The sequence below is a fragment of the Yersinia massiliensis CCUG 53443 genome, assembly GCF_000312485.1.
GTDB classification, from domain to species: domain Bacteria; phylum Pseudomonadota; class Gammaproteobacteria; order Enterobacterales; family Enterobacteriaceae; genus Yersinia; species Yersinia massiliensis.
Map to the genome: position 1 here is coordinate 212,162 of NZ_HE997648.1, position 25,365 is coordinate 237,526.

Genomic DNA, 25,365 nt, shown 5'->3' on the forward strand with positions numbered 1-25,365 from the left:
GTTTAAGCATCAGAGATAAGGTCACCACTGAACGCCTATCAACCGAAACGAGATCTAGTCCTCACCCTCAACACAACTCCAATTGAACCTCATGCTGCTCAATAATCTTCATCACGCTTGCTGGCGGCAACTGATCCGTAAACAGATAATCAATCAAATTCATATTCCCCAAATTCACCATCGCATTACGGCCAAACTTGGAATGGTCAGTCACCAACATCACGCAACGGGAATTTTCGATAATCGCCCGCTTAGTGCGCACTTCATGGTAATCAAACTCTAACAGCGAACCGTCCATATCGATGCCGCTGATACCGAGAATGCCGTAATCAAGACGGAACTGGGAGATAAAATCCAATGTCGCTTCACCGATAATCCCACCATCGCGGGTGCGCACTTCACCGCCTGCTAAAATCAGGCGGAAATCCTCTTTGGCGGTCAACAACGTTGCGACGTTAAGGTTGTTGGTCACAACCCGCAGGCCTTTATGGTTCATCAACGCGTGGGCAACGGCTTCTGGCGTGGTACCGATATCAATAAATAATGTCGCGCCATCTGGAATCTGACTGGCAACACGTTGGGCAATACGGGCTTTCTCTTCTGACCACATCACTTTACGATCATGATAGGCGGCGTTGACCGAGCTGGACGGTAACGCGGCACCACCGTGGTGACGGTGAATCTTGTTCTGGTCCGCCAAATCATTCAAGTCGCGACGGATGGTTTGTGGGCTAACGGTAAAATGTTCCACTAACTCTTCAGTACTGACGTAACCCTGCTGGCGTACCAATTCAATAATCGCATCATGCCGCTGCGTTTGCTTCACGATAATCCCCTAATGCGCCTGGTTGCTCCAGGCAGTTATTGTGCGGTTCTTACGCTCGCGCGTGTATCCCAGAATGCCATTAATAGCCCAATAATCAAACCAGAGACATGAGCGGCATTGGCAATCGATAACCCTAAAATATCGAAATATCCGGCAATCAGCCAGAGAACAGAAAACGCCATCAAGCCGCGGGGGAGCGAAATACCACGCTCGGGTGCGCGCTCGCCAGTGAGCCAAACATAACCCATTAAGGCATAGACCACACCAGACAGACCACCAAAATTCACGCCGCTGAATAGTGATTGCCCCCAGCCACTAAATAAAGCAGAAACAATAGTTAATACCAGCAACTTACCGGTGCCAAGTCGTTTCTCCATCTGCCCGCCCAAATACCACCACCACATCAAATTAAAGAGGATATGCAGTAGTGAAAAATGGAGGAAGGCAGGGCTGACCCAACGCCAGATTTGCAGATATTGGCTACTATCACGAGGCCAGGCGAGCCAAGACATTACTGCGTAATCGCCGAAGATCTGCATCAGAATATAGATGGCGATACACAGCACTAACACGGCCAACGTCAAGGGTCCTGCCTGACTGCGCAGCGTCTGAAGATAGGAAAAACGCTGATAAGGCAAATTAGTGTGTAAATTTCCAGATTGCCAACTGGCGGCCTGATAACGCGGGTTCAGCGGATCAAGTAAGAATTGTTCCAGTTCATGCTGCACCTGTGGCAATTGCTCATCATCGGCCAACCAAATTTCAGCACCCTGAGTATCAGGGCGTACTTCCAGTGCCACATTGCGGGTGGCCATGTAATCAACAAAGGCTTGTGCCAGACGTAGATTAGATATTGCTATCACTCGAATCATATTTTTCATTCTAAGGTGAGGTGATAAATCTTATAAATGCGATTAAGGCGATTAAAAATATCACAATCAGCAGAGTATTAGCTAACCGGCGAACTCCACGTTTTGCGGGTAACATCTGGCCCAGGCTTCAAAACCCCCATCAATACTGTAAACCGCTTCAAAACCTTGCTGGAGCAAGTATTGCGCAGCACCTTTGCTGCTGTTGCCGTGGTAGCACATCACCATGACCGGTTGTTCGAAATCGGTCTGCTGCATAAAGGTATGCAAGCTGTCATTGGTGAGATGAAACGCACTCGGTGCATGACCGGCTTGGTAACTTTGTGGGTCGCGAATATCGACCAATACGGCATTCTTTTCTTTTAAGCGAGTGTACGCCTGTTCAACACTGATGGTTTCAAACTGTTCCATAACGCCTTTAAATCCCGATGCAGATGAATAATTTTAATGCGCTATTGTAAGCGATTTTTGACGGACAAAAACCAACAACTTATGTAAGGATATTTGTATCCTATTCAAGATAAAATAAGCGGTAATATAAAAGATTCGTTTAGAGGAGGGGCGATAAACTCAGACGAAACAAAAAAGGAGTGTTTCCGATGGGTGATATCACAACAGGATATTTTTCTAGCCATAAATTAAGCTGCCATGATTTAGATTCTCTGCAAAGCAAACCCGAACAATTCAATGCTAATCTTTCCATCATGGACAAAATCTTTGATTTTTTCAGAATGATACTTAGCAATGAAACAAAAGGCCAAGCATTGGCTAAGTTAAACGAATTTATGCATGAAAATCATCTGGCGCATAGTCCAGTTGAATTATTAGGTATTTTTGAAAAAATCTTACCTGAAGAGATAAAGAATAATATTGTAGTTTACTTTCGTTATGAAGACAGTGATCGAAAATTCAAAAGTGTAGAAATATGCTGCAATGATAAACGCCTAGAAATCACACCTGACTCTTGCTGGTTAACGCCTTGGGACGAAGAGAAAATCAACAATTCAAAAATAAATGTTATTGAAGTGATAGAAAAGAAAGATACCGGTACGTGCAGCGATGAAATCAATTTTATTAAAAATGATGTTATTTATCAAAATAATGAAGAAAGTGTGTTTGGAGGTGCAGTCAATCGCGAACTCAATACCATAATAGGCACATGCTCAAAAGAACCTGAATATAGCACAATGAAATATAATGCAAAAATTATGGTTAATATTAAAAATGAAGAGGCTAAATTCGAAAAATTCATTTTGTCTTATGATGGTGATTCTCGGTTGGAAATTCCTATCAGAGATGATGGCCATGAGTTAATCGCATTAACACATAAAAATATGAAGATTAATTATTATTACACGAGTTGTCCGTATCATGAGATGACGACATTATTTGAACAAATTGATGCTGATCTCAACTCAATATTAGTTAAAGATAAATATGATAATAGGGTGGAGAGATATAAGTTTATTGGTGAGGTCTATGATGAAATTAAAAAAATTAATGGGCTAATTGATGTAAATGAAATATTTAGAGTGATGAATGTTAATACGAAAACCGAAGAGGAGAGTAGCCAATATATTAATAGTTGTGTGAGTAATGCGTTGAAGGAGGCAAAGCAACTGCAAGTCAATGAAGTCGATGACGAGTTTGAAAATCAGCAAGTTGTGTTGATCAAAGAAAACTTAAACTCAATAAAACAGAGTATGATCAACGAGATGTCTCAATCTCCAAATGATGCCGAAGGAAAAATTAATTATGTTGAACATGTTATTAATCACTTAAGAGATAAACCTCAAATTTTCACAGGAAAAGAGGCGGAAATAGAGTCGGCGCTAGTGAATCAAACGATATTTAACATTAATAAGCTACGCGAACATTGTCAGCGTAGCCTTAAAATGGAAAGTTAAGAGAGGGTGATTTCACCCTGCGGCTAACTAAACATAGCCCATCATCTGTAATAAGCGCTGTGCTTGCTGTACTGCTTCTTGTCGATGAGCAACGCCGAGCTTTTGATACAAATTACGGATATGGGTTTTTATGGTCGTGGCGGCCACATCTAGCTCACCGGCTATTTGGTCATTACTGTAGCCAGAGTAAATAAGCCCTAATACCTGCCATTCACGTTGGGTCAGTGGGCTGGTACGGATCAATTCAGGCACTTGCGGGTGAGTCAGTAACTTATCGACGAAGATCTCATCAAAATGGGCGAATTTATGCCGATGATGTTGATTCAGGTCTTTCAGGATCCGTTGGGCGCGAAATTGCTCCAGTTCAGGTAGCGCGTTCAATTGAATCAGTTGGCGCAACTGTTGTGCCATAGCCTCACCTTCAATCACAAAATGGCTGATAAAGCCGGTGCGATTGGCCAGTGACAGTGATTCAATTAGTGCTTTCTGAGCTTCACTTTTACGCTCGGTTTGCCAGTAAAGTGTATTACTTAACAGTAGATTACGGTTGAGATCGCTGGTTAGGCGCAAACGACGAGCATTTTCATTCAGCTCTTCTAGCACCACTTCCGCTTCATTATAACGGCCCAACATAATTTGTATTCGGGCGATATTACGCCATTGGCCCTGTAAAAAGTGGTTATCGGCCATACCCGGTTTTTCAGCCTGACGCAGCCAATTTGCCGCAGCGGCTTTATCGCCGGTCATCTGCCAGTGAATCACTCTCGGCTTATCGGCATTGGTCACCCAGTCGAGATGATATTGGCTACCATGTTGCAGTGCTTCACAACGTTGGAGATGCATATTCGCGTTATCCAAATCCCCGCGAGCCAATGAGCATTTCGCGAGCATTGCCAGACACTGCAACTGTTGTTGCGGGTGGTAATTCACCAAGATTTCAATACCTTTGCGCGCGGCTTCTTCTGCTTCATCCAGCCGTGACCACGACCACAATACCTGAGAGCGAATGCGCAGCAGGAATTCATGCATCGGTAACTGCTCTAGATGTTGCTCATGGACCAACTCGAAGGCTTTATCTTGTGTCTCATAGGCCGCTTGCAAAAAGCCTTGAGCAATCAGAATTTCGCTCTGTTGTAGCAGCGCCCATAGCGCATAGTGATAAGCCTCATGGCGACGTGCCATTTGTTCTGTTTGCTGCATCATGGGCAGCGCACGGCTTAATTCCCCTTTGCAATGATGGACTTCGCCGGTGACAGAGGTCGCCACTATTCGGCTGTAGAAGTTCGCCATCGGCAAATATTTCAGGGCTTCGGTGGCCAGTTTTTCCGCTTCGTCCGGCTTACCGTCATTGATCGCCACCTGAGCACGTAGTGCATCAAATTCAGCCCGCAAAATTTCATCGATAGGAATTTTACGTTCCTGCATCGCTGATTCAGCGCGCTCTAGCAGCGTATTCACCTCGCCATAGCGGTGTTGGCTTTGTGCCAGCCAAGCTTGCAGCAAGGCCAGTTCAGGATTTTGTACCAATAACGAATAGGGTAGGGCAACGAGGCACTGTTCCAGTAGCGCGAGCTCGCTGTGGTTAAACAGCGTCCACGCATGTTGTAGCAAAATATCCCGTAACATGCCGACATCGCCAGCGGCTAAGGCGTGATGAATTGCTTCTGCGGGGTAACCCAGTGCCATCCAACCTTCAGCGGCGGCATGATGTAACTCTGGTAGCTCTAACGCGAGTTCCCACTGACAACGTTGGCGTAGGAAGCTGGCAAATAAGGGGTGGAAACAGAACCATTCGCCGCTATCGTCCATGCGATGAATAAATAGCCCTTGGCGCTCTAGTTCTTCCAGCCTTTGTTGGCCGTTATCCTCTCCCGTCAGGCGCACGATCAACGCATCGTTCATCGAACGTAATACCGAGCAACGCAGCAAGAATGCACGTGCATCACTATCGACTTGGTCTAACACTTCATCAACCAAATAGTCTGACAAGTGGCTAGCATTCAGCCCTGCCAGACGTTTAGCGGATTTTTGCGCAGAAGAATTGGGCTGACGAGACGACAATGCAATCAGTTGTAACGCGGTTGCCCAGCCTTCGACTTCATCACATAGACGGCTGCTATCCCCCTGTTCCAGCGGTGTAGACAGTCGACAATCGAAGAATTGCTGCGCTTCTTGATGATTAAATGCCAACTGCTGCATGCCCAGTTCGAGCAATTGATCCCGTACTCGCAGGTTAGCGATACCCAATGGTGGCAGGGTACGCGATAGCAGGATCAGCGTGAGATTTTCCGGCTGATGGCGCAAGAAAAAGCGCATTGCTTCATGAATGGCGTCATTGGCAATGAGATGGTAATCATCGATGACCAGATAAAGCGGACCGTCCCAATCAGACAGCTCGATAAATAATTGCGCAAACAGCGCAGACAGACTGGCATATTGATGTTTCTGGCTAAGGGCTTCACTTTTGCTGCAATGGCCACCGGTTGCCAACTGTATTGCTGCAATCAGATAGGTAGCAAAACGTTCTGGCTGATTGTCACTTTCATCCAGAGAGTACCAACCGAGACAAGATTGGTCAGCGGCCCACTGCGCGATCAACGTAGTTTTACCGTACCCCGCCGGACAATTGATTAAAGTCAGGCGGTAATTCGCCACACCTGATAATTTGACCAATAGGCGATCGCGTATCACGGTATTTTGTAGCCGTACCGGGCGGCTCAGTTTTGATGGGATCAGCATGCTGTGTCCGGTTTAAAAACGGTCCGGTGGGAAGAAATCCTGACGATTAATAAGTCCATTTGTAATGAGATGTTACAGGCATTCATAAGAGTAATTATTTTTAGCCTCGTAATTAATCAGCACTGCTAAGGTCTGACAACCGCCATATTATTGCAATAGAGTTAATGTTTCCTATGGCTGTAAGTTGCACCGGATCACAATTTTAGCTACGCCCTGCGACTCATCCCCAGCTAATCCTCCGGCAGGATGATGCCCTTGCCCATTCGACTTGGCAGGATAAGGGTAAAATTACTCCATTCACAGGATAGAGACTTCCCTATGTCACAGCCTATGCTCAAAAAGGACGATTTCCTGGCTGCACTGACCCGCCAGTGGCAGCGCTTCGGTTTAACTTCTGCTCAGCAAATGACCCAACACCAATGGTGGGAAGCGGTCAGTGCAGCGTTAGCCGAACAACTCTCTGCACAGCCAGCACCCGCAAAAGCCAAAAAAGTACAGCGCCACGTTAACTACATTTCGATGGAGTTTCTCATTGGCCGCTTAACGGCAAACAACCTGATTAATCTGGGTTGGTATGACCAAGTGGAAGCCCTACTGGCTGAACAGCAGATTAGCCTGAGCGACTTGTTGGAGCAGGAAACCGACCCCGCATTGGGTAATGGTGGGCTAGGGCGCTTGGCGGCGTGTTTCTTGGATTCAATGGCGACGGTAGAGCAGCCTGCCACCGGCTATGGTTTGAATTATCAATATGGTCTGTTCCGCCAGTCATTCAGTGAATGCAAGCAGCAGGAAGCCCCTGATAATTGGCAGCGGGAGAGCTATCCGTGGTTCCGCCACAATGCCGCATTAGCGGTCGATGTTGGTTTTGGCGGCAAGCTGGAAAAGCAAGCCGATGGCCGCCAGTTATGGCGTCCGGCGTTCACTATACGCGGTGAAGCATGGGATTTACCGGTGTTGGGTTATCGCAATAGCGTCACTCAGCCTCTGCGTCTATGGCAAGCGACCCATCAGCATCCATTTGATTTAACAAAATTTAATGATGGAAAATTCTTGCTGGCTGAACAAAACGGTGTTGAGGCAGAAAAACTCACCAAGGTGCTGTATCCGAACGATAACCATTTATCGGGTAAGCGCTTGCGCTTGATGCAGCAATATTTCCAGTGCGCCTGTTCGGTGGCGGATATTCTGCGTAAGCATCATCTGGCGGGCCGTAAATTGGCTGAATTGCCGGATTATGAGGTCATTCAGCTTAACGATACTCACCCAACGATCGCCATTCCTGAAATGCTGCGCGTACTGCTTGATGAACATCAACTCAGTTGGGATGCCGCTTGGGCTATCACCAGTAAAACTTTTGCGTATACCAACCACACTTTGATGCCAGAAGCCCTTGAGTGTTGGGATGAGAAATTAGTGCGCAGCTTGTTGCCACGCCATTTTGTCATCATCAAACAGATCAATGCGCAGTTTAAAAAGTTAGTTGATAAGCAGTGGCCGGGTAATGACGAGGTTTGGGCCAAGTTGGCCGTCCACCATAACAAACAGGTGCGTATGGCCAATCTGTGCGTGGTCAGTGGCTTCGCTGTTAACGGTGTTGCGCAATTGCACTCCGATCTGGTTATCAAAGATTTGTTCCCTGAATACTACGAATTGTGGCCAAATAAATTCCACAATGTTACTAATGGTATTACGCCGCGCCGTTGGTTGAAGCAATGTAACCCAGCATTGTCTGGCCTGATTGATGACACACTAAAAGTAGAATGGGCGAATAATCTGGATGCATTAGCTGGGCTTGAGTCTTATGCCGATAACCAAGCATTTCGCGAACGTTATCAGCAAATCAAATATGACAACAAAGTTAAGCTGGCTGAATATGTTAAGCGTGTGATGGGGCTGACCATTAATCCGGACGCCATCTTTGACGTGCAGATCAAACGGTTGCATGAATATAAGCGCCAGCATCTAAATCTGCTGCATATTCTTTCGCTTTATCGCCAGATTCGCGATAACCCGAATCTAGATATTGCGCCGCGTGTGTTCCTGTTTGGGGCAAAAGCAGCGCCGGGTTATTATTTGGCCAAAAATATTATTTATGCGATAAATCAAGCAGCGGACAAGATCAATAACGATCCGATCGTTAAAGATCGCCTAAAAGTGGTGTTCATCCCTGATTATCGTGTTTCGGTTGCGGAATTGATGATCCCCGCAGCGGATGTGTCTGAGCAAATATCGACTGCCGGTAAAGAAGCATCTGGGACGGGTAATATGAAGTTAGCGCTCAATGGGGCGTTAACTGTGGGGACACTCGACGGGGCAAACGTCGAGATTGCCGAGCAAGTGGGCGATGAGAATATCTTTATTTTCGGCAACACGGTGGAGCAAGTAAAAGCCATTTTAGCCAAGGGTTACAAGCCACAAAAATACCTGAAAACTGATGCGCACCTGAAAAGTATTCTGGATGAGCTGGCCAGTGGGGCATTCAGCCAAGGTGATAAGCACGCATTTGACATGATGTTGCATAGCCTGCTGGAAGGGGGAGATCCGTATCTGGTCTTGGCTGATTTTGCTTCATATTGTCAGGCACAGCAGCAAATTGATGCCCTGTACCGCGATAAGGATGAATGGACCCGTCGTGCCATTCTTAACACTGCCCGGGTAGGGATGTTCAGTTCTGACCGTTCTATTCGCGACTATCAAGCGCGGATCTGGCAAGCCAAACGTTAAGGAGAAGACTGCATGGATCGTAAATCGCTCGATCAAGCAGCGACACTGGCAGGGATTGCCGCCAGCTATATTAATGCTCATGGTAAGCCGCAGGCCATTTTGCCGGAAACCAAGCAGCAGTTGTTGGCGGCCATGGGGCGTATGACTACGCCTCCTGTTACTCAGACAGAAAAAGCACCATTACCGGTTGTAAAAGTATTTACTTTTGGCAGTCCGATGCCACTGCCAATGGCGGGTTCAGGCGATTATCACTGGCAGTTACAGACAGAGAAAGGTGAGCTACATCAAGGGCGTATCAGTGCGAATAAAACACTGACATTGCCGACATCCTTGCCATTGGGCTATCACCGTTTGATGCTGGAGCAAGGCTTACAGCAGTGGCAGTGCTCGGTTATTGTTGCGCCGAAGCGTTGTTATGAACCGGATGCGTTATTGGCCGGGAAAAAGCTCTGGGGAGCTTGCGTGCAGCTGTATACCCTGCGTTCTGAACGCAATTGGGGTATTGGTGATTTTGGCGATTTAGCCCAGATGTTGGAGCAGGTTGGGGAACGGGGTGGTGCGTTTATTGGCCTCAATCCGATTCACGCGCTTTATCCGGCTAATCCGCACAGTGCTAGCCCTTATAGCCCGTCATCTAGACGCTGGCTGAATGTGATTTATATCGACGTCAATGCCGTGGATGAGTTTCAGCACAGTGAAGCCGCGCAACGCTGGTGGCATCAACCTGAGACACAAAGTGCCTTGGCAGAGAGTCGCGCCAATGAATGGGTGGATTATACCCAAGTGATGCGGCTGAAATTGACGGCTCTGCGCTTGGCGTTTCCTTTGTTTACCGCGCGTAAAACGAGAGATGCGCGGGTACAAGCATTCCATCAGTTTGTGGAGCAAGGCGGTAGGAGCCTGTATCAACAGGCTGCTTTTGATGCCCTACATGCACATTTGAGTGAGAATGATCCGATGATGTGGGGCTGGCCGGTATGGCCTGCTGAATATCGTGATGGGCACAGTAGCGCGGTGGCTGATTTCTGCCATAAGCACAGCGATGACGTGAACTTCTATTTGTGGCTACAGTGGCTGGCTGCCAGCCAGTTTGATCGCTGCTTCCGTGAGAGTCAGGCGCGTAAAATGCCGCTGGGCCTGTACCGTGACTTAGCGGTGGGTGTGGCGGAAGGTGGCGCTGAGACGTGGTGTGATCGTGAGCTATATTGCCTGAAAGCATCCGTGGGTGCGCCGCCCGATATTTTAGGGCCACTCGGCCAAAACTGGGGGTTGCCGCCAATGGACCCGCACGTCATGGTTGCTCGCGCCTATCAGCCGTTTATTGATTTGCTGCGGGCCAATATGACCAGTTGTGGTGCGCTGCGAATTGACCATGTGATGGCGGTACTGCGTTTGTGGTGGATCCCATACGGGCGCACAGCAGATCAGGGGGCTTACGTTAAATACCCCGTTGATGATTTGTTGGCGATATTGGCGCTAGAAAGCCAGCGTCATCATTGCATGGTGATTGGTGAAGACTTAGGCACCGTACCGGTTGAGATTATCGGTAAGTTGCGCGATAGCGGGGTGTATTCCTATAAGGTGCTCTATTTTGAGCATGATAGTGAGAATATCTTCCGTGCGCCGCAGTCGTATCCGGTGCAAGCGATGGCGACCATCACGACTCATGACCTGCCGACACTGCGAGGTTATTGGCAAGCGGATGATCTGACTTTAGGCAATAAGCTGGGCTTATATCCGGACCAACAGATCTTGAAGCAGCTTTATCTCGATAGAGAGCGGGCGAAGCAAGGGTTGTTGGAAGGGTTGCATCATTATGATTGCGTGCCAAAAAAGGTGGGTCACAAAGCCTCGTTACTGGCGATGAGTCCGGTGCTCAACCGTGGGTTACAGCGTTATGTCGCTGACAGTGCCAGTGCATTATTGGGGTTGCAGCCAGAAGATTGGTTGGATATGGCGACGCCGGTCAACATTCCTGGCACCAGTGATGAATATCCCAATTGGCGACGTAAATTAACGGTGACGCTGGAAGAGATGTTTGCTGACGAGCACGTTAATCGGTTACTGAAGGATTTGGATAAGCGCCGCAAAAATGTTTCCGCGGGGTAAGGTTTGAGTGATTCTGAGTGACGATAAGGGGGAGAAATCCCCCTTGTGATTATGACAATGTGCGTATAGCTAGCTGAGAGAACAGACAGATCGTAAAGACGCCGTAAAATCGTCCCTGATGGCTCGAGCCGCGCCATCCTTGGCGCGGACGCTTTACTCTTCTGCCTGCCCTCACCGCTCTAGACTGAATCATTGGGATGGTGGCAGTAGTTTTAAGGGGGAGATGTCCCCCTTTATGATGACTGTCGTACCAAGAACGCCAAGTATTAGTAGTAAGAGTGTTCGCCGCGCTGATGCTCGGTCAAATCCCTTACCCCTTTCAATTCTGGGAATTTCTGCAACAGCTCTTTCTCAATGCCTTCTTTCAGCGTGACATCGACCATAGAACACCCGTTACAACCGCCGCCGAATTGCAAAATAGCCAAGGCATCAGGGGTGATTTCCATCAAGGTGACACGGCCACCGTGACCCGCTAATTGCGGGTTAATCTGCGATTGCAGGACATACTCAACCCGTTCCATTAGCGGCGCATTGTCATCCACTTTACGCATTTTGGCGTTCGGGGCTTTCAGGGTGAGCTGAGAACCGAGCTGGTCGGTCACGAAATCGATTTCAGCATCTTCCAAATAAGGTTTGCTCAGCTCATCAATATAAGCTGATAGCTGTTCGAATTTCAGTTCAGTATCTGTGGCTTCAACGGCATCCGGCGGGCAATAAGACACGCCGCACTCAGCGGTTGGTGTACCGGGGTTGATAACAAATACACGGATTTGGGTGCCTTCTTCTTGATTTGCCAACAGTTTGGCAAAATGAGATTGTGCTGCATCTGTTATTGTGATCATGGCATCTGCTCAATAGTTGACTACGCTTGTCGGCTATAATACGCCCATTGTTAGGGTGACTACAAGGTTCGACAAATACACCAAACCTGCAATGAGGCAATCCCCTCAGCCCATAATAACGTGGCAATCTCATTCAGCGTACTTCCCGTCGTCACAACATCATCCAGCAGGGCAATGTGTTGGCCTCGAATGGGCGTCATGCAACGAAAGATCCCCTGCAAATTTTGACGTCGTGCTGTGGCGCTGAGTTGTTGCTGGGGAGGCGTTGCACGGACGCGCTGTAAGGTCATATTGCTATAGTGGCAGTTAAGCCAGTGAGCTAATGGCCGCGCTAAGAGGTCTGCTTGATTATAGCCGCGCCGCCAGCAGCGAGAACGGTGTAATGGCACACTGATAATGCGATCCGGTTTAATCACCCTGCCACGGCGTTTGGCATCAAGCCAACGCAATAGAAATAGGCGTGCCAAAGCCGGTGCCAGTTGGGTGTAGCTACTAAATTTGAGTTTTTTAATCAGCCCCTTTAGCGGAGGTGCATAATCGCTAACAAAGATAATACTCTCCCAATCGGGGGGATTATTTAGGCAGCGGCCGCAAGGACGTTCAGCGTTAGCACTGGGTAAGCCGCAGCGTGGGCAGCAAGGCGGCAACTTAGGCAAATGGCGGTTGCAGTAGCAGCAGATGCCGTGGCTGGCGCGGTGGAGGGGTTGGTGGCAGAGCCAGCAGTGGCTGTTGATACGTTTCTCCTTCGTCCTTGACGCTGCAGGGTTGTTGGCTGTATTCACTTACCCGAATCACTGACGAGGGTCAGCTCATCGGGATGCGTTCACTGGCCACCTACCTGCAACGGCAATGACTTTGGAGGTTTCCTTCGTCCTTGAGGCTGCGGGGTTGTTGGCTGCATTCACTGCGCTCATTCCGTTAAGCCATCGGATCAGGCAAGATAACCGACAAGATTAAGGTGACGGGATATTAGCGTATGAAACAACTTTATTGGAACATCTGCGGTGAAGGTGATCGCGATCTTGTGTTGCTGCACGGATGGGGGCTGAATGCCGAAGTCTGGCATTGCATTATTGATCGACTCACTCCGCATTTTCGCCTGCACCTCGTGGACCTGCCCGGTTATGGCCGTAGCAAAGATTTTGGTGCGATGTCACTGTCTGATATGGCTGCCATTGTCTTGCAACAAGCCCCACAAAAAGCGTTGTGGCTGGGCTGGTCAATGGGGGGGCTGGTGGCCAGTCAGATAGCGTTGAGCCATCCGGAGCGAGTGGCAGGATTGATCACCGTTTCTTCCTCTCCGTGTTTCACGGCTCATGACGAATGGCCCGGTATCCGCCCAGAAGTGCTAGCAGGCTTCCAGCAGCAGCTCAGTGAAGATTTCCAGCGCACGGTTGAGCGTTTCTTGGCATTGCAAACATTAGGAACCGAAAGCGCGCGGCAGGATGCCCGCTTATTGAAAGCGGTGGTGCTGCAACATCAGATGCCGGAGGTGCCGGTGCTCACCGGTGGGCTGGAAATTCTACGTACCACGGATTTGCGCGACGCGCTGGCGACATGTTCACTGCCATTTTTGCGTATCTACGGGTATCTGGATGGGCTGGTACCACGCAAAGTCGCCTTTTTGCTCGACAGTGAATGGCCGCTCACGCAATCGGTGGTGATGAAGGGGGCGGCACATGCGCCTTTTGTCTCCCATCCTGATGATTTTTCTAATTTGATTATTACGTTCGCGCAACAAAATCAGCGCTAAAACGCCAAATGACACCTTGATTGATTGGGCATTTCTCTAGTCTCATGACAGCCTAACTAGGCAAATGAATGGATTATATTTCGTCATATAAATGGCTAAATATTAAATCTGCTTAATAATTAAAACTGCCTTACTGGCATGACCCATTCATTGACGAGGTATTTGGCATGAATTTATTGAAAAATTTAACAATAGCTCTGGTGGTGTCGGGGATTTCATTTGGCGCGATGGCGGCGGAAGAAATCACCAAAGAAGAAGCAGCAAAGTATGAGAAAGTGGGCACAATCTCAAGTTCCGGTGAGGCAACATCACCCATGGACGTGAAAGAAGAATTATCAAGATTGGCTGATGAGAAGGGGGGTAAATACTATGTGATTACCTCCGAGCGCGAAAAGAAAAAGTTTGATGCCACGGCTGATGTGTATAAATAGTCAATGCCTAGCATGAGATAGCAGACAAAGAACTCATTGTGGAGAGGACAAGCAGATCGTAAAGACGCCGTAAAATCATCCCTGATGGCTCGAGCCGCGCCATCCTTGGCGCGGACGCTTTACTCCTCTGCCTGTCCTCACCGTTCACGATCGAGTCATCGGTGTTTGCCAGCCGTCAGAGATGCCCATTAGGGCATCCTGTTCCAGTGCTAATGTTGATCTTTTAACTGATACACCACGGTATGGCACTGATTCTTTCCTTCGGGGCAACTTTTGCAACTGCCTGTCAGACACCCACTGTTATCTAACTCAATACGCTCAACTTTGCCCATCGCTGTCAGCCTGTCCAGCATTGCCTCGATCAAGGGCAAAGGCGTCGCCAATTGTTGACTTAACTGAGCCGCCCCCACATTGCCACTGAGGGCGATTGCATCGCGTAATTGCAGCAAACTTGCCATAGCCCCTCCTTTTATCTCGGTAATACATCTGGTTATCGTGATCAGTCAGTGAGTCATGCCTATCACTCACTAATGGCAGTCATTACCGCTACTTTGGCAACAACTGGCCGGCGTGCTGTTTTGTAATCTCATGGTGACTCGGCTGCGTGCGCGGCGTAGGCCAAATATAATCAGTACATTTACCACAATCACTAAGGCAATAATGGTCAGGCTTTGTTGTGGATGCTCGCGTATAGTCGCGACCTGATAAAACAGGGTCGCCAGTGAATAAGCCACATTCAGCCCCCAAAGAATCGAGAAGGTCATCCAGCCACGGCTAGTTTCCCGTGCGATAGCCCCCATAACGGAGACACAGGGCACATACAACAGCACGAATATCAGGTAGCTATAGGCCGCAATACTCGAGCCGAATTTACTGCTCATCATGCCCATCGAACCTGCGGCCATTTCACCTTCGCCTTTGCTTGCTTCAATTGGATTCGATAGCACACTGAGACTAAAGGTCTCTTTTAAGCCCTGCCATGTGGTTTCAGCCGCACCAGCCAGCTCACTCAATAAGTTGAAGTTCTCAGCATCAAAGGGTTCATTTTTGATCTGCTCTGCGGTGTAGAGTGTATTCAGTGTCCCGACCACCACTTCTTTTGCCATGGCACCGGTCACCAATCCGACGGTTGCCTGCCAGTTATCGCTATGAACACCCATCGGGGTGAGTAACGGCGTCAAGACCTTGCTGACAGAGGCGAGCGCCGAATCGTTGATGCTATCCACTGCTTTGCCACTGAAAGAAAAGCTATTCAGCCCGCCGATAAAGATACTGGCGATAACAATGACTTTCCCTGCCCGCAGGACAAAGCCTTTCAGTCGCTGCCACGTTTGTAATAACAAGCTTTTCAGATGAGGTACGTGGTAAACCGGCAGTTCCATCACAAAGGGGGAGGCTTCGCCCCGCATTATGGTGTGTTTCAACACCAATCCAGTGAGGATAGCGACGACGATGCCGAGTAGATAAAGAGAGAAAACGATACTGGCACCGTCTTGACCAAAGAAGGCGGCAGCAAAGACGGCAAAAATCGCCAGCCGCGCCCCACAGGACATAAAAGGCGCCATCATGATGGTGATTAAGCGTTCACGTTGTGCATCCAGTGTTCGTGCGCCCATGATCGAGGGCACATTGCAGCCGAAGCCGACAATGAGCGGCACGAAGGATTTACCCGGTAACCCCAGCGCTTGCATTAATCTGTCCATCACAAAAGCAGCGCGGGCCATATAGCCGGAATCCTCCAAGAACGAGAGGAACAGGTACATCATGCCAATTTGTGGAACGAGTGGCAGCACGGTGTTAATCCCGCCTCCGACACCTTGGGCAAGGAAGATAGTGAGCCATTGAGGGAAATGCAGGGTATAACCGACCCATTGCAGCCCTTGAATAAAGATGGCGGCGGAGCCGATATCAAATATGGGCTGCAACGCACCGCCAATATTGATAGCTAAAACGAACATTAAATACATCACAAACAGGAAGATAGGCACACCCAACCAGCGATTGAGGATCACTTTATCCAGCGCCAGAGTCAGGCGGTTAGGTTCAGCCTGTTGCGAGTTCCCGACGATATCACAGATGCGAGCAATGCTTTGGTAGCGAGCATCGGCAATCACCAGTTCTGGATCTTCGTGCTGGCTTTCTCGCAAATGAAGCCGTGCTTGTTCAACCTGAGAGGGGGCAATGCCTGCGCGGGCCAGACTGTAGATGTCGCCTTCCAGTATTTGCAGGGCCAGCCAGCGGCGTTGCTGAGTGGGCCAAGATTCAGGCATCGCCTGTACCAACTTATCCACTTCTGCGAGGAGTGCGGACGGATAGTTAACCAATGCCCTGTAGGTGGCGGGTTGAAGCGTATCGATACCGGTTTTTAATTCGTTAATACCCTGCCCGCGGGTCGATACCAGCGGAATGACCGGGCAGCCTAGTTGCTGAGATAACGCAGGGATATCAATATCGATATGCTGGCTTTTGGCGATATCCAGCATATTGAGTGCCACGATGCAGGGGATGCCTAACTCGACCAATTGCAGTGTGAGATAGAGATTACGTTCAAGATTCGCGGCATCAATCACGTTGATCAGTAGGTCAGCTTCGCCACTCAGAATATAGTGGCAAGCAATTTGCTCATCCAATGAAGTCTGTTCTGAGATGGTGGTCAGAGAGTAAGTGCCCGGTAAGTCAACCAAAGTGACTTGATGCTGCGCGGTAGTGAAATGCCCCTCTTTGCGCTCAACGGTGACCCCTGCCCAGTTCCCCACGCGCTGACGAGCGCCGGTTAATTGGTTGAAAAGCGTGGTTTTACCCGCGTTAGGATTGCCGATCAGGCCGATTGTGAGTGCTTTCATGGTCCAACGTAATATCAGTAAATGAAGTTGCGGCAAGGCGTTTTCATACGCCACTTGACGGAAAGAATAGGCCGGACACTGGGGATTTAGGGTTGTAGATCCAGCGTTAGCAGGTCTAAATCTTTCTTACGTACCACCAAATTAACCCGACGGGTTTCTATCTGAATGGGATCGCCTAAAGGCGCAAGGCGAACAACATTAAATGAAGAACCGGGTAGCATACCCAGCGATAATAGTTTCTGCCGATAAGCTGGACTGATCTCAGGTGAGAAACCCACGATTTTATAGGAACGCTGTGGAATAAGATGCATAGGAGCCTCTTGAATTATCGTTTAATTGGCGTACCAGAGTTCAGAGTAAAGCTCAGAGTAATATTAGTCTAAAAACTAATGGATGAGATAATGATAGTAATAATCATTTTCATATTCAACTAAGGCAAAATACTCAAAAGTAAGTATTAGTAACAATTCTATTCTTAGAATGAATGATTCTGATTTTGTGCTTGTTTTACCACCAAATTAGCGCGATCGCAAATGAGAATGATGAGTTAAATCAGTTAACTGTATGTTTCTATCACGGCCTGCTTGTTCTGTAAAATACGCATAAGTAACATAATCGATTCACCATGACTTGAATCAAATAACATTCGTATTTTAATGAGGGCGGTATCTGATGGCGTAATTAATTATAAATTAATGGTAATTTTTAATTAATTTATAACTTTGTTAAATCGATTGTTAAAGTCAACTCCTTCCTATCACGCATCATATTTTTAATATCACCCTAAAACGGATTTGTTATTTTTTGTGTCTGCGACACCAGCGGTGTTTAGAGATAAAAAACTCCCCAATATCAGATGGACATCTAATATTGGGGAGTGAGTCAGTTATTTCGATAACCGGTTAATCATCCCGACATTAACCACTAGCGCTTTTTAAATGCGGCTGCCAGAGCGTCACTCATGGCGCTGTTGCCATTTGAGCTACTCTCGGCGCGGCCTTTTGCTGGCGGGCGATGATTTGACTCATTATTACCGCGCGGCCGGTTTGCGCCACGGTTGTCATTTTGAGTGGTGGTGCGGTTCTCACCACCACGACGTGAACCACTTTCACCCGGCTGCTCATCAAGGCGCATGGTCAGCGCAATACGCTTACGCTGTAAATCAACTTCCATGACTTTCACTTTGACGATGTCACCGGCTTTCACCACTTTATGCGGATCATCGACAAACTTATCTGCCAGAGACGAGATATGGACTAAGCCGTCCTGATGTACGCCGATATCGACAAAGGCACCAAAGTTGGTCACGTTAGTGACGGAACCTTCGAGGATCATACCCAGCGTCAGATCTTCCATCGTTTCAACGCCTTCGGCAAAGGTCGCCGTTTTAAACTCAGGACGTGGATCTCGGCCAGGTTTTTCCAATTCGCGCAGAATATCGGTGACGGTTGGCACACCAAAACGTTCGGTTGTGAAATCGCGAGCGTTAAGGTTACGCAGTGCTGGCGAGTTACCCATTAAATCCTGCAACGCTTGCTCGGTCGCAGCCAAAATGCGCTCGACCACGGGATAAGCTTCAGGATGCACGGTTGAGGCATCCAGCGGGTTATCGCCATGATTGATACGTAAAAAGCCCGCGCACTGCTCAAAGGCTTTTGGCCCCAAGCGGCTGACTTTCAGTAATTGCTCGCGGTTATGGAAGCGGCCATTCTCATCACGCCAGTTCACGATGTTTTGCGCCATCATGCGGGTCAAACCGGCGACGCGAGTCAGTAATGGCACGGATGCGGTATTTAAATCCACACCGACGGCGTTCACACAGTCCTCGACGACGACATCCAGTTTTTTCGCCAGTTGGCTTTGGCTGACATCGTGCTGGTACTGACCGACCCCAATGGATTTCGGATCAATTTTGACCAGCTCTGCCAATGGATCTTGTAGGCGACGGGCAATCGAGACCGCGCCACGGATTGAAACATCTAAGTCTGGGAATTCCAACGCCGCCAGTTCAGATGCGGAGTAAACCGATGCTCCTGCTTCACTGACGATCACTTTTTGTGCGATGACGGCCGGATACTGCTGTTGCAGCTCAGTGAAGAAACGCTCGGTTTCCCGTGATGCGGTGCCGTTACCGATAGCCACTAATTCCACCTGATGCTTGATGCACAGGGCGGCGACGGCAGCAGCGGCTTTGGCGGCTTGCCCAGTGTGAGGATAGATGGTGTCATAAGCGACCAGTTTGCCGGTCGCATCTACCACGGCCACTTTCACGCCGGTACGTAGCCCAGGATCAAGGCCCATTGTCGCGCGCATACCCGCAGGCGCTGCCATCAGCAAATCTTGCATATTACGGGCAAATACATTGATGGCTTCGTCTTCGGCCCGCTCGCGCAGGGTACTCATTAGCTCGGTTTCCAGATGCATCAGCACCTTGATACGCCAAGTCCAGTTAATCACGGCTTTACGCCAAGCATCGGCTGGGGCGTTATTTAACCGCAAATCCAGATGATTGATGATGATTTGTTCGCCCTGACTCTCGCGAGGGGGTTCATCAAATTGAGGATCAGGGTTGAGCGCGAGTTGCAACACGCCTTCATTGCGGCCACGGAACATCGCCAATGCACGGTGAGAAGGGACTTGAGCGATAGGCTCGTGGTGATCAAAGTAATCACGGAATTTAGCGCCTTCCTGCTCTTTGCCTTCCACCACTTTTGCCACTAGATGTGCTTGTTTCCACAAATATTGGCGCACTTTTGCCAGCAAGGTCGCATCTTCGGCAAAGCGTTCCATCAAGATGTAACGTGCGCCATCCAGTGCAGCTTTGGTGTCTGCAACACCTTTCTCAGCGTCAATATAAGCCAGCGCAACCTGTTCAGGGTCTTGCTGCGGGTCTTGCCATAAGCTGTCCGCCAATGGCTCCAGACCGGCTTCAATCGCAATTTGCCCACGGGTGCGGCGCTTTGGCTTATAAGGAAGATAAAGGTCTTCCAGCTCAGTCTTACTCATTGTGCCGTTGATGGCACCCGCAAGTTGATCAGTGAGTTTGCCCTGATCCTCGATGGATTTAAGAATGGTTTGGCGGCGGTCTTCGAGTTCACGCAGATAACCCAAACGGCTTTCCAACTGGCGCAATTGGGTATCATCCAACCCGCCGGTAACTTCCTTACGGTACCGCGCAATAAATGGCACGGTATTACCTTCATCTAGCAGGCTAATCGCGGAACTGACTTGCTCCGGTCGGGCCTGAATTTCGCTTGCAATAATGCGGCTCAGTTGTTCATTCATAAGTCTGATATCAGTTCAGTAGTGAATAGGGGAAATGGCAGAGGATAGTTATACGGATTGCCCAGATAAAATGCCAGTCGAGTGGTCATCGAGCTTGAGCTAACGTGAACTTATCGGTAGAAACTTAGGGTATAGTAATGGTCTCTGTGCCAAAGGGATAATTGGATAATTTTATGGCTAAAAGTAACTATATTACCCGTGAAGGCTGGCAAGCGCTGGATCGTGAGCTGCATTATCTGTGGCGAGAAGAGCGGCCAGTGGTCACACAAGCGGTATCAGAAGCCGCTGCCATGGGTGACCGTTCGGAAAATGCCGAATATATCTATGGTAAAAAGCGGCTGCGTGAAATTGATCGCCGAGTGCGCTTTTTGACGAAGCGCCTTGAGGTGCTGAAAGTGGTCGACCCCGATCCTCGTCAAGAAGGTAAAGTCTTTTTTGGTGCGTGGGTGCGGGTAGAGAACGAAGCTGAAGAACAGCGTATCTTCCGTTTGGTTGGGCCGGATGAGTTCGATCCCGCCAAAAAATGGATTTCTATCGATTCGCCCGTTGCGCGCGCATTGATTGGTAAACAGGTGGATGATGAGGTCACCGTTCAAACACCAAATGGTGAGGCGACTTATTGGATTTTAGAGATTCGCTATCGCCCATTCGACGAAAGTGTTGATAATTAGGCACAACAATAAGCTTTGTAACAATTTCGACTAGAATGTATACCATAAATCGCTGTCTGTAATACACGTCATACTTCAAGCTGCATAGGCGTTGGCTGCCTCCGTTCATGCCAGTCATCTGCCGATGCAAGCTCCCGTGAATTCGCTCAGTTGCCGCCTTTTTGCAACGCGAATGATTGAGGGTATGAAGTCAGTATTTCTAACAATGTACAGATTCGGGCAATACGGCCTTTGGGAGTAATAAAATGCAAGAGAATCACAAGATTCTGGTCGTTGATGACGATATGCGCCTACGTGCGCTGTTGGAACGTTATCTAACAGAGCAAGGTTTCCAAGTGCGCAGTGTCGCCAATGCTGAACAGATGGATCGCTTGCTGACCCGTGAGTCTTTCCACCTGATGGTGCTTGACCTGATGTTGCCGGGTGAAGATGGCCTGTCTATCTGCCGCCGCCTGCGTAGCCAAAGCAACCCAATGCCGATCATTATGGTGACGGCGAAAGGGGAAGAAGTTGACCGTATCGTTGGGCTAGAAATTGGCGCTGACGATTATATTCCGAAGCCATTTAACCCACGTGAATTGCTGGCACGTATCCGCGCTGTCTTACGCCGTCAGGCGAATGAATTGCCGGGCGCACCGTCGCAAGAAGAAGCTGTGATTGCGTTTGGTAAGTTCAAACTGAATCTGGGGACACGTGAGATGTTCCGTGAAGATGAGCCTATGCCACTGACCAGCGGTGAATTTGCTGTGCTGAAAGCCTTGGTGAGCCATCCTCGTGAGCCGTTATCCCGCGATAAGCTGATGAATTTGGCCCGTGGCCGTGAATACAGTGCGATGGAACGCTCTATTGACGTTCAGATTTCGCGTTTGCGCCGTATGGTGGAAGAAGACCCCGCTCACCCACGTTATATCCAAACCGTATGGGGTTTGGGCTACGTCTTTGTACCGGACGGCAGTAAAGCATGAGACGGTGGCGCTTTTCTCCCCGTAGCTCGTTTGCCCGTACCTTATTATTGATTGTGACCTTGCTGTTTGTCAGTCTGGTCACAACCTATTTGGTGGTACTGAACTTTGCTATTTTGCCGAGCTTGCAGCAGTTCAACAAAGTGTTGGCGTATGAAGTTCGTATGCTGATGACTGACCGGCTGCAACTGGAAGATGGCACGCTACTGGAAGTTCCGCCGGCGTTTCGGCGTGAGATTTACCGTGAATTGGGGATTTCGCTTTATACCAATGCCGCGGCAGAGGAAAGTGGCCTGCGTTGGGCACAGCATTACAAATTTCTCAGTGACCAAATGGCCCAGCAATTGGGGGGGCCAACCGATGTTCGGGTCGAAGTTAACAAAAATTCACCGGTTGTCTGGCTCAAAACGTGGCTGTCACCCGATATCTGGGTGAGGGTACCGTTAACGGAGATCCATCAAGGCGATTTCTCGCCACTGTTCCGTTATACCCTTGCCATTATGTTACTGGCAGTTGGCGGAGCTTGGTTATTTATCCGCATCCAGAATCGGCCCTTAGTCGAGCTGGAACATGCGGCATTACAGGTCGGTAAGGGGATTATTCCGCCGCCATTGCGTGAGTATGGTGCCTCCGAGGTGCGGTCGGTAACGCGAGCGTTTAACCAGATGGCGGCCGGTGTGAAGCTGCTGGCAGATGACCGGACCTTGCTGATGGCGGGGGTGAGCCATGATTTACGTACGCCTTTGACCCGTATTCGTCTGGCAACAGAGATGATGAGTGAAGCCGATGGTTACCTCTCGGAGTCGATCAATAAAGACATTGAAGAGTGCAATGCGATTATTGAGCAGTTCATCGATTATCTGCGAACTGGACAGGAGATGCCGACAGAACCGAGCGATCTCAATTCAGTACTAGGTGAGGTCATCGCGGCAGAAAGCGGCTATGAGCGAGTCATTGAAACCGATCTCTGCGCGGGTGAGGTGCTGGTGGATATCCACCCACTTTCGATTAAGCGTGCTTTGACAAATATGGTGGTGAATGCGGCTCGCTATGGTAATGGCTGGATAAAAGTGAGCAGCGGCACTGAGCTACAGCGAGCTTGGTTCCAAGTCGAAGACGATGGCCCTGGTATCAAGCCAGAAGAGTTAAAACATCTCTTCCAGCCCTTCGTTCGTGGCGATAGCGCCCGTAGCACCAGCGGTACTGGGCTAGGGTTAGCGATTGTACAACGGATTATTGATGCGCACGCCGGTTCATTGGAAATCGGTACCAGTGAGCACGGAGGGCTGAGGATTCGTGCCTATATTCCATTGCCGCTGGATATGAAAGCTAAGCCACCGGCAGTCGTTTAAACTTTCGCTTATTTTGATGTGTTAGTTCTTTATTGGCCAACCTAAACGCCAGCGATCATCTCAAAAAAATAAGGGCCGAAATATGATTCCGGCCCTTATTTTCTATTAGTCTGACTTTATGCCATTCATCTGACGTCACGCTGTTAATCTAGCGTTGTACTCATTAGATGCCGAAAGCAAACTGCATGGTAATTGAACCATCAATATTTGCATTTTCAGTGACAGGGCCACCCATTGTCGTTGTACCCGCGAGTGTTGGGCTAACAACCATATCAGCAGTGAAAAGTTTACCGGCTTTTTGCGTGGTGGTCGTTTCAGCCCAACCAAACATATAACCTTGTTGGAAATTAGCTGAACTCACGGTAGTAAATGCGCCTGCAGAGCCGTTCTTATAGAAAACAAGACTCGAGAGCCCATCAACTTTTGCGTTTTTCATTTCTACAGTATAGAAACCAATTTTTCCTGTGTTGTTGATGTTGCCCAAGCCAAAATACAATGCACTAGAGGCATCACTTCTGCTATCGCGACGATTATCTGTTGGCGTCAAATTTAAATATGTTTCGGCGTCACAGGTGGCTACCCAGCTTTTTGTCATTGGTGTCAGGGTGGTAACTGCTGTGCCAGATTTAACTTGGGACGCTGAAATTTTTCCCAAATCATAAACACCTGCATCAGGGGAAATGACAGTACAGGTTGGTACACTTAGCTTTCCTTTGACCTTTAACTCAGCCGTTGGCGGCGCAGCATGAGCCGCTGTCATGCCTAAAACCAAAGAAGCTAAAACCGTCAGACCAATCAATTGCGTTTTCATGTGTAAGAAATCCAAAATCAAAATGTAGGGTGAAGTGATGGTTCGCCTGTCAGCATGTCGATGTAAACTCTATGTTGAGTTTCACTGAAACATGATCCAGATCGGATTATTTCATTGGGGTGATTAAACCGTAATCAGGCATGAACGTATATCGGAATGGAAGTGGACTTGATGTAAGAATATTCCTACGAAATTTTTATCTTATTAAATCCATTATTATCAATGTGTTAATTGTGAATTTAATGCTTAGAAATTATCTTTTTTGATGAATCCGAGTGACGAAAAAAGCGGGAGGTGGATATCAGTTTGCCCTACCTCCATCGCGAATCAGCTATCCTCGATATTAGGGCGGAAATTCACGCCTATCAGCATTGGTGGGGGCTCTTTTATTTGTGTAAACAGAATGGTGTTATCAATAAAACCAAAACAAAAAATAAGGGTCGAAATAATATTCCGACCCTTATTGACTATTAATATATATTCACGATTAACGCGTATTCACTATTAATATATATCCACTATTAATTTATCTTCGCGGTAATTAGATACCGAAAGCGAAGTTCATGGTCATTGAACCGTCAAGCTCTGCATCGTCCGTGATTGGACCGCCCATCGTGGTGGTGCCAGCCAAAATTGGGCTCACTGTGATATCAGCCACAAACACTTTACCGGTGCTCTGGGTGTTAGCCGCAGATGACCAACCTGTGCGTAAGCCTGTGGTCAAGCTAGCGGTTGTTGCTGCTGCAAACGTTGATGATGCAGAAGAGAACAAGTTAGACGCTTTGCCGTCTACAGTGCCGTTCTTAATCAACGCAGTGTAGTAACCGATTTTGCCGGTAGTGTTCACGTTACCCAGACCGAAGTTAGTGGTGGCAACGGCACTGGCAGATGCAGCGCGGTTATCGACTGGTGTGAAGTTCAGATAAGTATCAGCATCACAGGTCACCGTCCAAGTTTTCGTCATTGGTGTCAGCGCAGTCGTGGCCGTCCCTGATTTCACTAAAGATGAAGACAATTTACCGAAATCATAAACACCTTCATCTGGAGAAGCGACGGTGCAGCTTGGAACAGTCAGTGTACCGATAACTTTCAACTCAGCTGTCGGAGGAGCGGCATGTGCTGCAGTCATACCCAAAACCAGAGAAGATAAAACAGTCAGACCAATCAGTTGCTTTTTCATGTGTAAGATATCCAAACTTAAAATGTAGGGTAAATGAAGATTTGTCTGTCAGCATGTGGAT

The 25,365-nt window shown here is 48.5% G+C and carries 20 protein-coding genes; 8 read left to right on the plus strand and 12 right to left on the minus strand.

The window, feature by feature from the left end:
- Window positions 1-67: 67 nt before the first annotated feature.
- The 3 genes from BN68_RS19025 to glpE form a co-directional block, all read right to left on the minus strand.
- Window positions 68-826, minus strand: coding sequence for a DeoR/GlpR family transcriptional regulator (locus BN68_RS19025; RefSeq protein WP_019212780.1), 759 nt, complete (start codon window positions 824-826; stop codon window positions 68-70).
- A gap of 35 nt (window positions 827-861) precedes the next feature.
- Window positions 862-1,698: a rhomboid family intramembrane serine protease GlpG gene (glpG, locus tag BN68_RS19030; RefSeq protein WP_019212781.1), complete on the minus strand. Its 837-nt coding sequence runs from the start codon at window positions 1,696-1,698 to the stop codon at window positions 862-864.
- Between the two features lie 81 nt (window positions 1,699-1,779).
- The gene (gene glpE / locus BN68_RS19035; RefSeq protein WP_019212782.1) at window positions 1,780-2,106 is read right to left on the minus strand and encodes a thiosulfate sulfurtransferase GlpE; all 327 of its coding nucleotides are present in this window, start codon (window positions 2,104-2,106) and stop codon (window positions 1,780-1,782) included.
- A 188-nt stretch (window positions 2,107-2,294) separates the two neighbouring features.
- On the opposite strand from glpE, the gene BN68_RS19040 reads away from it, so the two are divergent.
- Window positions 2,295-3,602, plus strand: a complete 1,308-nt coding sequence (locus BN68_RS19040) for a hypothetical protein (protein WP_019212783.1) — start codon at window positions 2,295-2,297, stop codon at window positions 3,600-3,602.
- A gap of 27 nt (window positions 3,603-3,629) precedes the next feature.
- Here BN68_RS19040 and malT read toward each other — a convergent pair whose 3' ends face one another.
- The gene (gene malT / locus BN68_RS19045; protein WP_019212784.1) at window positions 3,630-6,341 is read right to left on the minus strand and encodes an HTH-type transcriptional regulator MalT; all 2,712 of its coding nucleotides are present in this window, start codon (window positions 6,339-6,341) and stop codon (window positions 3,630-3,632) included.
- A 318-nt stretch (window positions 6,342-6,659) separates the two neighbouring features.
- On the opposite strand from malT, the gene malP reads away from it, so the two are divergent.
- On the plus strand, window positions 6,660-9,065 hold the full coding sequence (malP, locus tag BN68_RS19050) for a maltodextrin phosphorylase (RefSeq protein ID WP_019212785.1): 2,406 nt from the start codon (window positions 6,660-6,662) through the stop codon (window positions 9,063-9,065).
- A gap of 12 nt (window positions 9,066-9,077) precedes the next feature.
- Window positions 9,078-11,174, plus strand: a complete 2,097-nt coding sequence (malQ, locus tag BN68_RS19055; protein ID WP_019212786.1) for a 4-alpha-glucanotransferase — start codon at window positions 9,078-9,080, stop codon at window positions 11,172-11,174.
- Between the two features lie 266 nt (window positions 11,175-11,440).
- Here malQ and nfuA read toward each other — a convergent pair whose 3' ends face one another.
- Both nfuA and gntX read right to left on the minus strand, forming a co-directional pair.
- A complete protein-coding gene (nfuA, locus tag BN68_RS19060) occupies window positions 11,441-12,016 on the minus strand; it encodes a Fe-S biogenesis protein NfuA (protein WP_005159611.1) in 576 nt (191 codons plus the stop codon).
- A gap of 59 nt (window positions 12,017-12,075) precedes the next feature.
- Complete coding sequence (gene gntX, locus BN68_RS19065) at window positions 12,076-12,798, minus strand: DNA utilization protein GntX (RefSeq protein ID WP_231294050.1); 723 nt, start codon at window positions 12,796-12,798, stop codon at window positions 12,076-12,078.
- A gap of 194 nt (window positions 12,799-12,992) precedes the next feature.
- Between gntX and bioH the strand changes: the two genes are divergently transcribed.
- A complete protein-coding gene (gene bioH, locus BN68_RS19070) occupies window positions 12,993-13,769 on the plus strand; it encodes a pimeloyl-ACP methyl ester esterase BioH (RefSeq protein ID WP_019212789.1) in 777 nt (258 codons plus the stop codon).
- Between the two features lie 167 nt (window positions 13,770-13,936).
- Entirely contained in the window at window positions 13,937-14,200 is a 264-nt protein-coding gene (locus tag BN68_RS19075; RefSeq protein WP_019212790.1) for a YdgH/BhsA/McbA-like domain containing protein, read from the plus strand.
- 209 nt (window positions 14,201-14,409) lie between these two features.
- Here the strand turns inward: BN68_RS19075 and BN68_RS19080 are convergent, their stop codons facing one another.
- The 4 genes from BN68_RS19080 to BN68_RS19095 form a co-directional block, all read right to left on the minus strand.
- On the minus strand, window positions 14,410-14,658 hold the full coding sequence (locus BN68_RS19080; RefSeq protein WP_019212791.1) for a FeoC-like transcriptional regulator: 249 nt from the start codon (window positions 14,656-14,658) through the stop codon (window positions 14,410-14,412).
- Between the two features lie 69 nt (window positions 14,659-14,727).
- The gene (feoB, locus tag BN68_RS19085) at window positions 14,728-17,043 is read right to left on the minus strand and encodes a Fe(2+) transporter permease subunit FeoB (RefSeq protein WP_042806996.1); all 2,316 of its coding nucleotides are present in this window, start codon (window positions 17,041-17,043) and stop codon (window positions 14,728-14,730) included.
- An 86-nt stretch (window positions 17,044-17,129) separates the two neighbouring features.
- Complete coding sequence (feoA, locus tag BN68_RS19090) at window positions 17,130-17,354, minus strand: ferrous iron transporter A (protein ID WP_019212793.1); 225 nt, start codon at window positions 17,352-17,354, stop codon at window positions 17,130-17,132.
- A 613-nt stretch (window positions 17,355-17,967) separates the two neighbouring features.
- Window positions 17,968-20,328 carry a Tex family protein gene (locus BN68_RS19095; RefSeq protein ID WP_019212794.1) on the minus strand — a complete coding sequence of 787 codons (2,361 nt, stop codon included), beginning with the start codon at window positions 20,326-20,328 and terminating at the stop codon, window positions 17,968-17,970.
- Between the two features lie 173 nt (window positions 20,329-20,501).
- Here BN68_RS19095 and greB point away from each other — a divergent pair, with 173 nt between their 5' ends.
- The 3 genes from greB to envZ all read left to right on the plus strand — a co-directional run bounded on the left by greB (window position 20,502) and on the right by envZ (window position 23,313).
- Window positions 20,502-20,999 carry a transcription elongation factor GreB gene (gene greB, locus BN68_RS19100; RefSeq protein WP_005271660.1) on the plus strand — a complete coding sequence of 166 codons (498 nt, stop codon included), beginning with the start codon at window positions 20,502-20,504 and terminating at the stop codon, window positions 20,997-20,999.
- A 245-nt stretch (window positions 21,000-21,244) separates the two neighbouring features.
- Window positions 21,245-21,964, plus strand: a complete 720-nt coding sequence (gene ompR, locus BN68_RS19105; RefSeq protein WP_004709363.1) for an osmolarity response regulator transcription factor OmpR — start codon at window positions 21,245-21,247, stop codon at window positions 21,962-21,964.
- Window positions 21,961-23,313 carry a two-component system sensor histidine kinase EnvZ gene (gene envZ, locus BN68_RS19110; RefSeq protein WP_019212795.1) on the plus strand — a complete coding sequence of 451 codons (1,353 nt, stop codon included), beginning with the start codon at window positions 21,961-21,963 and terminating at the stop codon, window positions 23,311-23,313. The genes ompR and envZ overlap by 4 nt, the downstream gene beginning before the upstream one ends.
- 163 nt (window positions 23,314-23,476) lie before the next feature.
- On the opposite strand, the gene BN68_RS19115 is transcribed toward envZ, so the two are convergent.
- Both BN68_RS19115 and BN68_RS19120 read right to left on the minus strand, forming a co-directional pair.
- Window positions 23,477-24,124: a DUF1120 domain-containing protein gene (locus tag BN68_RS19115; RefSeq protein WP_019212796.1), complete on the minus strand. Its 648-nt coding sequence runs from the start codon at window positions 24,122-24,124 to the stop codon at window positions 23,477-23,479.
- Between the two features lie 541 nt (window positions 24,125-24,665).
- On the minus strand, window positions 24,666-25,304 hold the full coding sequence (locus BN68_RS19120; RefSeq protein WP_019212797.1) for a DUF1120 domain-containing protein: 639 nt from the start codon (window positions 25,302-25,304) through the stop codon (window positions 24,666-24,668).
- Between the last annotated feature and the right edge of the window lie 61 nt (window positions 25,305-25,365).

Excerpts from the sequence above, each read along its gene's own strand:
- glpG (WP_019212781.1), bottom strand. The coding sequence starts at position 1,698 with ATGATTCGAGTGATAGCAATATCTAATCTACGTCTGGCACAAGCCTTT.
- glpE (WP_019212782.1), bottom strand. The coding sequence starts at position 2,106 with ATGGAACAGTTTGAAACCATCAGTGTTGAACAGGCGTACACTCGCTTA.
- BN68_RS19040 (WP_019212783.1), top strand. The coding sequence starts at position 2,295 with ATGGGTGATATCACAACAGGATATTTTTCTAGCCATAAATTAAGCTGC.
- malT (WP_019212784.1), bottom strand. The coding sequence starts at position 6,341 with ATGCTGATCCCATCAAAACTGAGCCGCCCGGTACGGCTACAAAATACC.
- malP (WP_019212785.1), top strand. The coding sequence starts at position 6,660 with ATGTCACAGCCTATGCTCAAAAAGGACGATTTCCTGGCTGCACTGACC.
- malQ (WP_019212786.1), top strand. The coding sequence starts at position 9,078 with ATGGATCGTAAATCGCTCGATCAAGCAGCGACACTGGCAGGGATTGCC.
- nfuA (WP_005159611.1), bottom strand. The coding sequence starts at position 12,016 with ATGATCACAATAACAGATGCAGCACAATCTCATTTTGCCAAACTGTTG.
- bioH (WP_019212789.1), top strand. The coding sequence starts at position 12,993 with ATGAAACAACTTTATTGGAACATCTGCGGTGAAGGTGATCGCGATCTT.
- BN68_RS19075 (WP_019212790.1), top strand. The coding sequence starts at position 13,937 with ATGAATTTATTGAAAAATTTAACAATAGCTCTGGTGGTGTCGGGGATT.
- BN68_RS19080 (WP_019212791.1), bottom strand. The coding sequence starts at position 14,658 with ATGGCAAGTTTGCTGCAATTACGCGATGCAATCGCCCTCAGTGGCAAT.
- feoB (WP_042806996.1), bottom strand. The coding sequence starts at position 17,043 with ATGAAAGCACTCACAATCGGCCTGATCGGCAATCCTAACGCGGGTAAA.
- feoA (WP_019212793.1), bottom strand. The coding sequence starts at position 17,354 with ATGCATCTTATTCCACAGCGTTCCTATAAAATCGTGGGTTTCTCACCT.
- BN68_RS19095 (WP_019212794.1), bottom strand. The coding sequence starts at position 20,328 with ATGAATGAACAACTGAGCCGCATTATTGCAAGCGAAATTCAGGCCCGA.
- greB (WP_005271660.1), top strand. The coding sequence starts at position 20,502 with ATGGCTAAAAGTAACTATATTACCCGTGAAGGCTGGCAAGCGCTGGAT.
- ompR (WP_004709363.1), top strand. The coding sequence starts at position 21,245 with ATGCAAGAGAATCACAAGATTCTGGTCGTTGATGACGATATGCGCCTA.
- envZ (WP_019212795.1), top strand. The coding sequence starts at position 21,961 with ATGAGACGGTGGCGCTTTTCTCCCCGTAGCTCGTTTGCCCGTACCTTA.
- BN68_RS19115 (WP_019212796.1), bottom strand. The coding sequence starts at position 24,124 with ATGAAAACGCAATTGATTGGTCTGACGGTTTTAGCTTCTTTGGTTTTA.
- BN68_RS19120 (WP_019212797.1), bottom strand. The coding sequence starts at position 25,304 with ATGAAAAAGCAACTGATTGGTCTGACTGTTTTATCTTCTCTGGTTTTG.